The organism is Moheibacter lacus, from assembly GCF_014042165.1.
Classification (GTDB): Bacteria; Bacteroidota; Bacteroidia; order Flavobacteriales; family Weeksellaceae; genus Moheibacter; species Moheibacter lacus.
In genome coordinates this window covers 35,515-47,744 of record NZ_JACDZE010000005.1, presented here as the reverse complement: position 1 = coordinate 47,744, position 12,230 = coordinate 35,515, and the positions used below count along the sequence as shown (strand labels likewise).

Sequence of the window (12,230 nt, the reverse complement as noted above, 5' to 3'; positions counted from 1 at the left end):
TTTAACTTCTGTATTTCAGTATCAAAGCTTTTAAAATCGCCCAGGTTTCGGCATCCAAAATCCCATCATAACGTTCCGGACGGAAATGATATTGGAAAGCCGTGATGACTTTTTGGGTTTGGGTATCCCAGATTCCGGTTTTTTGAATTTCATATCCGTATTTTTCAAAATCTTGTTGAACGGATAGGATAAAGGAAGTAGAATCCTTTTCTGCATAAGGGAATTGACCTAAAAATATATTTTTTTGTGCATCTTCATACCAAGCGCCTATTTGGTGTTTGGTATACAATTCTTTCCAAGGAAATTTTGGGCCTGGATCATGTTTGCGCTGTGGGGCAACATCTGAATGCGCCAAAACATTTACCGGTTCTATATTATATCGGTCGATGATGTCTTTGGCCAATTCAGCTACTTTATCGATTTGATTTTTTGGAAAATCATAAAAGTTTCTTTGTGTAAAAGCCAAATCGGGATCTCCAGAAACTGGATCGGCGGTCGAGTACCCGAAATTGACGATTTCAATTCCGATAGAAGAAAAGTTGATGTTGTTTACATTTTTCCAGTAACTGGCACCGGCATGCCAAGAGCGCTTGGTTTCATCAACGAGTACAAAAATAGAGTCCGTACGGTCATTAGGAACTAAATAATGGGAACTAACTTCTTGTTGGGTCAGAACATTTAAAGATTTTTCGTTATCCAAAGCTGTGTAGTGCATCACTAAAAACCTAATGCGTTCGTCTTGACCTTTGGCAGGGTAGTGGGAAGTCGAAATTTTATAATTGTCCAATTTTGCAATTCTTGCAGATTCATATCGTTCCGTAATCTTATTGATGACGACGGTATCTCTGACCACTTCTTTGATGATTTTTGGAGGTTGAGAAGCACAAGAGGTGATAATAAAAAATGTGAGGACAATGAGGAATGATAGATTTTTCACTTTTTTGGATTAAATAGTTTGCTGAAACAAAAATAGTTAAAAAGAAATTGAAGAAAAAAATGAAAATAAACCAAAAAGAATTTGCAAAATTGAAACTAAGGATTTACTTTTGCATCCGCTTTCGTTAACTGATTAACGTTAAAGTAGGAAGACAGGAGGAGAGGTGCCAGAGTGGTAATGGAGCAGATTGCTAATCTGTCGACGCGAAAGTGTCGCCAGGGTTCGAGTCCCTGTCTCTCCGCAACTTGAAATACTCGGGGTGTAGCGTAGCCCGGTCATCGCGCCTGGTTTGGGACCAGGAGGTCGCAGGTTCGAATCCTGCCACCCCGACTTTTTAAATCTCAAAATTTCAAGTAACTTAGGTGAAGAAATTTTGAGATTTTAATTTTTAAGACAGTAGGTTGCATAGCCTTCTCCTTCGTTTCACTACGGCGGACAGGCAGCTTCCCAACGCAACTAGGGTCGCGTAGCTCAGCTGGATAGAGCATCTGCCTTCTAAGCAGACGGTCATAGGTTCGAATCCTATCGCGATCACTTAAGGATGCAAAACGCTCGCAGGTTACTGTGAGCGTTTTTTTGTTTAGAATTCGACGAGCGAAATTTATTTCAGCGAGGAGAAGAATGAACGAAAAAAGCAAAATCTTTGATTTTGTGTTTTGCATTTAGACTAAGGAGAAACATAGGATCATGCAATAATCCTATCGCGATCACTTTTAATCCGTAAGCGCTTAATATTAAAGAGTTTGCGGATTTCTTTTTTTAACTTATCCCCATATTTTCCCCTTAAATTTTTTCAATTCAGAAGAAATTCTGAAATATATTTGCCGAATCCAATTCGTCTAAATGAAAGCGTTTTACACCATCGGTTTATTGATTGTTTCCAATGTTTTTATGACTTTTGCCTGGTACGGTCATCTGAAATTCAAAGAATATGACTGGTTTTCCAATATGAGTCTTATGAAAATTATCTTTCTCAGCTGGATGATTGCGCTTTTTGAATACATGGCGATGATACCGGCCAATAAAATAGGATTTGTAGGAAATGGCGGCCCGTTTACCCTTTGGCAGCTGAAAGTAATTCAGGAGGTCATCACCCTTATCGTTTTTTCTTTTTTTACCCTTTTAGTATTTAAAAATGAAAGTTTCCGAACCAATCATTTAATTGGTTTTGCTTTTTTGGTGCTGGCTGTTTATTTTATTTTCAAGAAATAAGAAAGGCATTTCATCATTTCACAATTTGCCATTATATTTGGGATTCAAATTTTAAAAAATTATGCCCAAAATATTGATAATTGAAGATGAAGCAGCCATTCGAAATGTGATAAAGAACATTCTGCTTGATGAGGACAAATCTTACGAAGTTGAGGTAGCAGAAGATGGAATGGATGGATTGAATAAAATCAATGAGACGGATTATGATCTGATTATCAGTGATATAAAAATGCCAAAAAAAGATGGCGTACAGGTTTTGGTTGAAGCGCTTGAAAACAATCCTGATTTATCATTTTTGATGATTTCGGGTCATGGAGATATAGAGACAGCAGTTGATTGCATCAAGAAAGGCGCTTTTGATTATATTTCCAAACCACCGGATTTGAATCGTTTTTTGAGTACAGTCAGAAATGCTTTGGACAAAAAAGTATTGCTAACCAAAAACAAAGAACTTACTACTGAAAACAAAGCTCTGAAACGAAAAGTAGCCAAACAATATGAAATGGTCGGCGATTCTTCTGCATTGAATACCATCAGAGAGATCATCGATAAAGTTGCGGACACGGAAGCCCGTATTTTGATCACCGGCCCAAATGGTTCGGGAAAAGAATTGGTGGCGCATCATATCCATGAAAAAAGTTCGCGCAATAAAATGCCTTTGATAGAAGTGAACTGTGCGGCGATTCCATCGGAATTAATTGAAAGTGAGTTGTTTGGTCATGTGAAGGGATCATTTACCGGTGCACATAAAGACAAAGAAGGTAAATTTGAATTGGCCAATGGAGGAACGATTTTTTTGGATGAAATTGGGGATATGAGCCTTTCAGCTCAAGCAAAAGTTTTACGTGCATTACAAGAAGGAAAAATCTCCAGAGTAGGAGCAGACCGGGAAATAAAAGTAGATGTGCGTGTATTGGCAGCGACCAACAAAGACTTGCGAAAAGAAATTGCGGAAGGGAAATTTAGGGAAGATTTGTACCATCGATTAGCCGTAATCGTGATAGAAGTTCCGGGATTAAATGACCGGAAAGAAGATATTTCAGAATTGGTCAATCATTTTGCGGTTCAAATCGCAGATGCCACAGGTATGGCACAAAAGTCTTTTTCGGCAGATGCGGTCAAAACCTTGGAGAAATATGATTGGACCGGAAACATCAGAGAATTAAGAAATGTCGTGGAAAGATTGCTCATTTTGGGTGCCAATCCGGTTTCGAAATCAGATGTCGAAAATTTTGTAAAAAAATAACATACTAAATACATCGTTGAAAGTTAAAGACAATTTTATGAATAGAATTTTAATCCCATTGATTGCCGGAATTTTAATGGTTTCATGTGGGGAAAAAGAAAAATTAGCCGATGGCGAATTGAGTCAAGAAACCATCGAATCCATGGAAGAAACTTCCCTTGTTAATTCTGAAGAAATCAGTTATGAAGGAACATTTAAGGGGAAAATAAATGGAAAAGAAACAGAACTGAAATTAAACGGAGATACATTTGAAACTTCAGAAAACGGAAAAAGAGCTCATGGAAATTGGTCCAAAGTTGATGATGGAACCATCATAGAATTGGAACCAAAAAGTGGAACAGTTGCCATCAAATTTTATGGTTGGTCTGATAATGATACCTGGGTGGCGATGACCGGAAAAGATAGTTTGACTTATATCGAACCAGAACAATATTTAAAAAGAATCCCCGACTAAATGAATCGTATTTTGCTGATAATCACAGTTTTGTTTATAGTTTCTTGTTCCAAAGAAAACAAAACCCAACAGATAGGCGAACGCTTTTTTGAAACCTATTCAAAAAGAAAAGAAGTGGATAAAATGCTGTCTTTTTATGCTGACCAATTCAAATATGAAAATGTAGGATTTGAATCAGAAACAGATGATCCTAAATTTCTTTATGAAGAATTTTATGGTTGGAATGATACAGGTTTTCAATATGGTAGCGAAGCAACCATCGCAGTAGATGAAATCCTGAGCAATGATTCTACCATCATCGCTATCGGAACGACCATGCCTTATGCTTATAACGGAAAACAAGTGGAAGGAACTCGATTTGTGATTTGTTTAGAATTAGATCAAAATCAAAAAATCAAAAAACAAACCGATTGGTTTGACTATCCGATGGCTGAAATTTTGGAAGCTTATTATTTAAAAAATTCGATGAAAATCGAGTGATTTTTTCTAAAAGAATGAATTAGAATTTCAATCATTTAACTGAATAATGAAAAACGACACCTTGATTTGTGTCGTTTTTTTATTAATCACATTGTTGTAAATCAGCATTTTATGAATTTTATTCGTGCTGATTTTTGACATTGTCAAGATTTGGTACTTCAAAAAATCATGGATAATTAGATTTGTTTCAACTTTAAAATTTATACCATGAAAAGATTAGTACTCCATTTTTTGTGCGTTCCCATTTTTATGAGCGCGCAAGTTCAAGAACGTTTCCATGACATTTCAAATCAAGTAATTTTTTCGACTCCGGGTGTTTCGATTCAGTCGTCCAAATTTGTTTCGGTAGAATTTGAAAATTCAGAATGTTTAACCGATCAAGCTCGATTTCAGATGGAAGTCGAAATCGCTCAGAACAAAGCCATCATTTTACAAAATAACCCTGATGCTTTTTCAAATTTAGGCGGTGGAACTGTGATGTTTGTAGATCCTTATCAACCAAAATCCGGACTTGACGAATATGGTTACCATACGTTACAAAATCAAGTTGACCAGAATTTAACGCCTAACAACCAGTTATTGGATTATAATTGTGGTGATCGTACCTATGACTGGGCAACGGGAAATCATCAGGGAACGGATTATATTCTTTGGCCTTATCCATGGAAAAGAATGGATGAAAATGTCATGGAAGTGGTCGCCGCAGCTGATGGAATTATCGTGAACAAAAGAGATGGACATTTCGATCAAAACTGTTTGAATAATGGGAATCCAAATTGGAATGGATTTGTGATAGAACATGCAGACGGTTCTCAAACCATTTATATGCATTTCAAAAAAAATACGCTGAATGAAAAGGAAATCGGTGAAACGGTTGTGGCTGGCGAATATTTAGGCGTAGCCGGAAGTTCAGGAAGCAGCACCATTCCGCATTTGCATTTCGAAGTGCGGGATAGCGAAAACAATGTCATCGATCCTTATACCGGAGATTGTAATTCCATGAATGATAACAGTTGGTGGCAGGTACAAGAGGCTTATGCCGTTCCACGAATCAATACGATTTCTACGCATTCGGTTGCAACGCAGGATGTAGACTGTCCGGTCGTTGAAAATACTTATGAAAAAATCAATTTCATCCCGGGTGATATGCTCTATTTGAAATTATTTTTCAGAGATATCAATCATGGAGATACTACACATATCGAATTTAAAAATCCAAATGGCGACATCATGTACAGTTGGGATTGGGTGTGTGATTGGGGAGATTTTTATCCGACATCGTATGGATTTTGGGAATTTGCAACGGATAATACCTGGATAGACGGTGTGTATACGATAACGGCAACTTTTGGCGGGAATTCCTACGAAACGATTTTTGGAATTAATACCGAATTGGGTCTTGATGATAGGGAGAATTCAATTCTTTCCGTTTATCCAAATCCTGCAAAAAATACAATTAATGTAGCATTTGATAAACCAATTGATTCTGTAAATGTCTTAGGAATGGACGGAAGAGTCTTCAGCCAACAAAACGTTACTTCCAAACAAGCACAGATCAACATCAGTAATTTACCAAAAGGCGTATATATCCTTCGTATTAAATCAGGAAATACGGTTGAACATAAAAAGTTTATCAAAGAATAACCTAAACCTAATTAAAAATGAGAAAACGAATACTCAGTATTTCTTTATGGATTTTGTCCATAGGAATGTATTTAAATGCGCAAGATTTTGAATGGGCTCACACTTTTGGCGGAACTATATCGGATAATGGAAATGCAATAGCAGTGGATATTTCAGGAAATGTTTATACAACTGGAGCTTTTTATGAAACCATAGATTTGGATCCTGGTTCTGGTATGGAGAATCAAACATCATTAGGCATGAGAGATGTTTTTATTCAGAAACTGGATGCCGATGGAAATTTCCTTTGGGGAAAAGCATTTGGTGGAACTTCAACAGATAGTTCTTATTCTATTGATATTGATCCATCTGGGAATGTTTATGTTACAGGATTTTTTCAAGAAACTGTAGATTTTGATCCTGGAGTAGGAGTTTCAAACCTCAGTTCAGAAGGGAGTTGGGATATATTTATTTTAAAATTAGATACTAACGGAAATTTTCTATGGGCTAAATCAATTGGAGCCTCTGGTCAGGATGTAGGATATGGAATCAAGGTAGACAATTCTGGAAGTGTTTATACAACAGGAGTATTTTATGATACAGTAGATTTTGACCCTGGGACTGGAATCGCTTTGCTTTCAACGACGGGGGAAACTACGGCAAATACCTTTATTCTTAAGCTAGACAGCTCGGGTAACTATGTTTGGGCAAAATCTTTTTATGGTGAAGCAAACTGGGGGATGTCGATCAATCTTGATTCGGAAGAAAATATATATACTACAGGTATGATGACAGGTGAAGCTGACTTTGATCCGGGTGCAGGAACGGTATCACTTACTAGTGTATTTGGTTATGGAAATTATGTTCAAAAAATGGACAATTCCGGAAATTTTATTTGGGCAAAAGCATTTGGAGGTGCTTATAACTACCATCCACCGGTGAGTACAGTGGATGCATCAGGAAATGTCTATACGACAGGTTCATTTGATTTTCCAGGTGATTATGATCCTAGTGATGAGGTTTTTACACTCACTTCAAATGGGAATAATGATGTTTTTATCCTGAAATTGGATGCTTCAGGAAATTTCCAATGGGCAAAAAGCTTTGGAGGAGATTGTGAATTTTGTGCCGACGGTGGACATTCCGTAGCCATTGACAATTCAGGCAATGTTTATACGACAGGTTTTTTTAGCGGAACTTCAGATTTTGATCCGGGAGCAGGAACTGCAAGTTATACTGCTGTCGGTGATCGAGATATTTTTATTCAAAAATTAAATCCTGCCGGAGAATTTATCTGGGCGCAAGCATTTGGTGGCACTGAAAGAGAGACAAGTTTGGGTATCGATATAGATGGAGAAAATAATATTTATACAACAGGTTATTTTGCAGGGACTTTAGATTTTAACCCGAGTTCAGAAACTGATATGCATACTTCAGTCGGGGAATGGGATGTTTTCGTTCAGAAATTGAGTCAAGATTCATTAGGAATAGAAGAAAATGAATGGACCTATGTTTCTATATATCCAAATCCGGTTCAAAATCTTCTAAATATTTCGATGAGCCAAACCATTGATTCCGTAGAAATTATAGGAATGGATGGAAGGGTTTATTTCAAGCAAAACTTTAATGCGAACGAAGTTCAAATCAATTTAAGCGATTTACCAAAAGGAGTTTACATCGCAAGAATTCAATCTGGGAAAACAATTGAACATAAAAAATTGATCAAAAAATAGAATCCTCTCTGCTTAAATATTCTGTACTGACCTACCTTAGGCGAGCCAACTCAATTGGCTCGTTTTTATTTAATTGAATTCCGGTATTCGGAAGGAGTCATTCCCGTAAATTTTTTAAAAGCCGCATTGAAAACTGATTTAGAATTAAATCCAGCTTCCAGACCGATTGCCAACAATGTATAATTTTTAAAATCAGGATTGGCCAGATAGATTTTGGCTTCTTCTACCCGCATTTCGTTGACATAATCTGTAAAACTTTTTCCTATTTCGTTGTTGATAATTCTTGAAAGATAACTTTTATTGATCCCCAATTCATCAGCAACTAATTCTAAGGAAAGGTCAGGATTTTGGTAATTTTTCTCAATTTTTATGTAATTTTCAAATGCTTCAACATTTTCATTTTTTGAATTTTCAACTTCAACATGTATCGCAATTGTTTGGTTGTTGGAATAATTTCTGATGCTTTTTTGTTCCTGAACGACACCATATTGATACAATCCGATGTGTCCCAATGTATAAATGGTTACAGCTAAACCTAACCATAATGGATAAAAGTATAGTTCTGAGGTTTCCAAATCATGGTTGATTTCGAAATACAATGGAATTGGCCAATAAAGACACAATACCAATAAAATGAAGCTGATGGTTTTTAACCATCTAACTACCATTTTGGGATGTTTGTTTGATTTGACTATTCTATTTCGCTCATAATTTTGAATCAATCGAAAACTCGCCAGAATGAGGATGAGTGAAAAAATGACATTGAAAATTTCAAATCCTATTCTGAAATAATTAAAATAAATAATATCCCTTTGATCAAACAGTTTTGTCGCAAATCCAATCTTTTCTAAAATTGATTCCAGCAGCGCAATCAAAAAAGGAACAAATAATAGAAAATGCGATTTTCTGTTTTTTAGATTGGGATGAAGAAAATACAACACATATAAATAGAATAAAACCAGAAATACGGAAGATAAAGGAATATGAAAAGTTTCGAAATAGTTAAATTGATTTAATATTCCGGAAATAATTAAAAAATTCTGAAGGATGTTATAGGAGAATGTCAGGATCAACAGTCCTAAAAACAAATTGCTTCGACTTTTAAATTTATTGGAAAAAAATGCAAAACCACTAAAGATAAAACCTTGAAATGCACCCAGTAACATCAAAATTTGTAGAAAAGAAATTTGCATTTAGGATTAAGTTTACCCAAATTTAATCAAATTTAGGAAACTCAATTTTTAGGTTGCGGAAAACTTATTTCGGATTCATCTTTCGCATCAAACCTTCCTGTGAAACTGTTGCAATTAATTTCCCATCCCGACTGAAAATTTTGCCACTGGTCAAACCTCTTGCATTCGAAGTACTTGGGACTTCGATATGATAGAGAAACCAATCTGAAAAATCATCGGGCGTTCGATGAAACCACATGGCATGATCCAAACTCGCCAATTGCGTATTGCCGAAATGCGCTTTTGAAGCATGTGGTTGAAGCGCCGAAATTAAAATGTTGTAGTCAGAAACGTAGGCCAAAATTTCCTGAAAATGAGGAAGTGATAAATCTTCCGGAACTTCTTTGAATTTGAACCAAACATTTTGTAAAGGAGGTAAATCTGTCGGATCCAAGGGATTGTTGATGACGGTTTGTTTGAAAATGACCGGACGAGGTAAACCCAGAAATCGCGTAAAATTCTCCGGCATGAAATCTTTTGTTTGTTCATAAATTTCCTCCCAACTCAGCAAAGATTCAGGGGATTGAACTTCCGGCATTTTGGTCTGGAATTCATAGCCTTCCTCTTCCTTTTGAAACGAACAAGCCAACACAAAAATGGAATTTCCATCCTGCTCAGCCGTCACATATCTTGTCGTAAAACTTCCACCATCCCGAACTTTTAGGACTTTAAACTTAATGGTTTTTTCCAAATCTCCCGGTAAAATAAAATAGCCATGCAATGAATGACAAACCCTTTCATGAGGAACTGTCCTTCTTGCTGCATTTAAGGCTTGAGCCAAAACTTGACCACCAAAAACTGTTCGGCTTCCGACGGTTTCACTTCTTCCTTCAAATTGAGTTTCGGAAATAGATTGAAGTTCGATTAGATCAATTAAGTCCTTTGTTGATTTCATATTAAAATGAGATTCGTTCCTGAATTTCTGATGCTTTTTTTACTGCCAATTTATATTCCGATTTCAGTCGATCAACCAATTCTGAAACAGAAGGAACATCTTTAATTTCTGCAACACCATGGCCCGCCGACCAAATGTCTTTCCAAGCTTTGGCGTGTTCGCCGCTCAATTTGGAGAAATCCTCTTCTTTTTTTTCTGAAAGATCTATTCCCGCATTTTCGATGCTTTTCTTTAAAAAATTGGCATTCACACCAGAAACACCATCAGTATAAAGGACATCATCGATTCCGGAGTTGACAATCATTTCTTTATAAGCATCAGAAGCCAAACATTCTCTCGTAGCGATAAATCTTGTTCCCATATAAGCAAAATCAGCTCCGGCTATTTCTGCTGCCAAAACCTCATTTCCTGTATTGATACTTCCCGCCATGATGATCGCGCCCTTAAAAAAAGATTTGATTTCATTGATCAATGCAAAAGGATGTGCTGTTCCGGCATGTCCACCGGCTCCGGCGGAAACACAAATGATTCCATCAACACCGGCTTCAGCTGCTTTTTCGGCATGCCGTTTTTTTACCACATCATGAAATATCAATCCTCCATAACCATGCACAGCATCGACGATTTCTTTTACAGCTCCGAGTGAAGTGATAATCAGTGGAACTTGATGTTTGATACAGATTTCCAAATCGGGTAGGAGGCGAGGATTGGTTTTATTGACAATTAAATTCACCCCAAACGGAGCTGGTTTTTTACCGGTTGTTTCTTCGAATTCTTTTAATTCGGTCTGAATTTCATTCAGCATATTTTCAAAATCAGCTGAAGTCCGACCGTTTAAAGCAGGAAAAGTTCCGACGATTCCGTTTTTGCAACATTCGGTGACCAATTTGGTTCCGGAAACGATAAACATCGGTGAAGCGATGATGGGTAAGTCTAGTGATGATTTGAATTTTTCTAAGGTCATGATTTACTATGCTTGAATAACAAATCTACATAAATTTTTTCATCAGAATTGGAAACTTGGGCAACAAAAAAAGGCAAACCTTTCGGAATGCCTTATACATTATTTTAAAATGAACTATCGTGCTGAAATATCAAGATAATCTCTTTTGGCCGGTCCTGTGTAAATTTGACGCGGACGACCGATTGGTTCATTGTTTTTACGCATTTCAATCCATTGTGCGATCCAACCTGGTAAACGACCTACTGCAAACATCACGGTAAACATTTCAGTTGGGATACCCAATGCTTTGTAGATGATTCCGGAATAGAAATCTACGTTTGGATACAATTTTCTGCTTACGAAATAATCGTCTTCCAAAGCTGCTTGTTCCAATTTTTTAGCAATTTCCAAAGCTTCATCTTGAATACCCAATTTATCCAAAATCTGGTCAGCTGCTTTTTTGATGATTCTCGCTCTTGGGTCAAAGTTTTTGTATACTCTGTGTCCAAAGCCCATCAAACGGAAATCATCGTTTTTATCTTTTGCTTTGTCTACCCATTTCTGAACATTCCCACCATCTTCTTGGATCAATTCCAACATTTCGACTACTGCTTGGTTGGCGCCACCGTGAAGCGGTCCCCAAAGCGCAGAAACACCTGAAGAAATAGAAGCGAATAATCCTGTGTGAGCTGATCCTACCAATCGAACGGTTGAAGTGGAACAATTTTGCTCGTGGTCTGCATGTAAAATCAATAATTTATCCAATGCATCAATCACAATTGGATCCATTTCCAAATCTTTATTGGGTTGTTTGAACATCAATTGGTAGAAATTTTCTACATACCCCAACTTATTGTCCGAATAATTCAAAGGCCATCCTTTCATTTTACGTAATGTCCAAGAGGCCAAAACAGGGAATTTCCCAAGTAAAGTAACAGCTGCACGGTACATATCGGCTTCCGATTTTACGTTTACTGCTTTTGGGTTAAAAGCCGTAAGAGAGCTGGTCAATGTAGATAGTACACCCATAGGATGGGCAGAACTAGGAAATGCCGCCAAAATTTTGGTAATATCTTCTGAAACCATATCATGGTCCTTGATGTCATTTTCAAATTTTGACAATTGGTCTGCTTGTGGAAGTTCTCCGTTCAATAAAAGGTACATCACTTCCGTGAAATTGGATTTTTCAGCCAATTGTTCGATAGGATAACCTCTGTACATTAAGACTCCTTCTTCACCATCCAAATAAGTGATTTCGCTTTTACATGAACCTGTATTTTTGTATCCGGGATCAAGTGTAATGATTCCCCCGGTTTGAGAACGGAAATTGGAAAAATCGACATATTTTTCATCCATTGTACCTTGTGGTACATCAAATTCCAATTCGTTTCCGTTATGAATAAATTTTGCTTTATCTGACATTTTATTTTTTTGTTTGGACAGCAATATACAATAAACTCATTCAATTCTCAAAA

Annotated in this window: 11 protein-coding genes and 3 tRNA genes; 9 read left to right on the top strand and 5 right to left on the bottom strand. The window is 36.9% G+C overall.

Going from position 1 to position 12,230, the window contains the following annotated elements; genetic code table 11:
- Nucleotide 1: 1 nt before the first annotated feature.
- A complete protein-coding gene (locus HU137_RS12490; RefSeq protein WP_182044193.1) occupies nucleotides 2-937 on the bottom strand; it encodes an N-acetylmuramoyl-L-alanine amidase in 936 nt (311 codons plus the stop codon).
- 157 nt (nucleotides 938-1,094) lie between these two features.
- On the opposite strand from HU137_RS12490, the gene HU137_RS12485 reads away from it, so the two are divergent.
- The 9 genes from HU137_RS12485 to HU137_RS12445 all read left to right on the top strand — a co-directional run bounded on the left by HU137_RS12485 (nucleotide 1,095) and on the right by HU137_RS12445 (nucleotide 7,685).
- Nucleotides 1,095-1,178 (top strand) — tRNA-Ser (locus HU137_RS12485).
- Nucleotides 1,179-1,192: 14 nt separating this feature from the next.
- Nucleotides 1,193-1,267, top strand: a tRNA-Pro gene (locus HU137_RS12480).
- Between the two features lie 130 nt (nucleotides 1,268-1,397).
- A tRNA-Arg gene (locus HU137_RS12475) sits at nucleotides 1,398-1,471 on the top strand.
- Nucleotides 1,472-1,780: 309 nt separating this feature from the next.
- A complete protein-coding gene (locus HU137_RS12470) occupies nucleotides 1,781-2,149 on the top strand; it encodes a DMT family protein (protein ID WP_182044192.1) in 369 nt (122 codons plus the stop codon).
- 61 nt (nucleotides 2,150-2,210) lie between these two features.
- Nucleotides 2,211-3,395 (top strand): sigma-54-dependent transcriptional regulator, encoded by a 1,185-nt coding sequence (locus HU137_RS12465; RefSeq protein WP_182044191.1) that lies wholly within the window; start codon nucleotides 2,211-2,213, stop codon nucleotides 3,393-3,395.
- A 37-nt stretch (nucleotides 3,396-3,432) separates the two neighbouring features.
- On the top strand, nucleotides 3,433-3,849 hold the full coding sequence (locus HU137_RS12460) for a hypothetical protein (RefSeq protein WP_182044190.1): 417 nt from the start codon (nucleotides 3,433-3,435) through the stop codon (nucleotides 3,847-3,849).
- Nucleotides 3,850-3,861: 12 nt separating this feature from the next.
- Nucleotides 3,862-4,329, top strand: a complete 468-nt coding sequence (locus tag HU137_RS12455; protein ID WP_182044189.1) for a hypothetical protein — start codon at nucleotides 3,862-3,864, stop codon at nucleotides 4,327-4,329.
- Between the two features lie 207 nt (nucleotides 4,330-4,536).
- Nucleotides 4,537-5,973, top strand: coding sequence for a T9SS type A sorting domain-containing protein (locus HU137_RS12450; protein ID WP_182044188.1), 1,437 nt, complete (start codon nucleotides 4,537-4,539; stop codon nucleotides 5,971-5,973).
- Nucleotides 5,974-5,990: 17 nt separating this feature from the next.
- A complete protein-coding gene (locus tag HU137_RS12445) occupies nucleotides 5,991-7,685 on the top strand; it encodes an SBBP repeat-containing protein (protein WP_182044187.1) in 1,695 nt (564 codons plus the stop codon).
- A gap of 65 nt (nucleotides 7,686-7,750) precedes the next feature.
- Here the strand turns inward: HU137_RS12445 and HU137_RS12440 are convergent, their stop codons facing one another.
- The 4 genes from HU137_RS12440 to HU137_RS12425 all read right to left on the bottom strand — a co-directional run bounded on the left by HU137_RS12440 (nucleotide 7,751) and on the right by HU137_RS12425 (nucleotide 12,177).
- Complete coding sequence (locus HU137_RS12440; protein WP_182044186.1) at nucleotides 7,751-8,878, bottom strand: helix-turn-helix domain-containing protein; 1,128 nt, start codon at nucleotides 8,876-8,878, stop codon at nucleotides 7,751-7,753.
- 64 nt (nucleotides 8,879-8,942) lie between these two features.
- The gene (locus tag HU137_RS12435) at nucleotides 8,943-9,812 is read right to left on the bottom strand and encodes an acyl-CoA thioesterase (RefSeq protein WP_182044185.1); all 870 of its coding nucleotides are present in this window, start codon (nucleotides 9,810-9,812) and stop codon (nucleotides 8,943-8,945) included.
- 1 nt (nucleotide 9,813) lies between these two features.
- Nucleotides 9,814-10,776: an NAD(P)H-dependent flavin oxidoreductase gene (locus HU137_RS12430; protein WP_182044184.1), complete on the bottom strand. Its 963-nt coding sequence runs from the start codon at nucleotides 10,774-10,776 to the stop codon at nucleotides 9,814-9,816.
- Between the two features lie 114 nt (nucleotides 10,777-10,890).
- Complete coding sequence (locus tag HU137_RS12425; protein WP_182044183.1) at nucleotides 10,891-12,177, bottom strand: citrate synthase; 1,287 nt, start codon at nucleotides 12,175-12,177, stop codon at nucleotides 10,891-10,893.
- Between the last annotated feature and the right edge of the window lie 53 nt (nucleotides 12,178-12,230).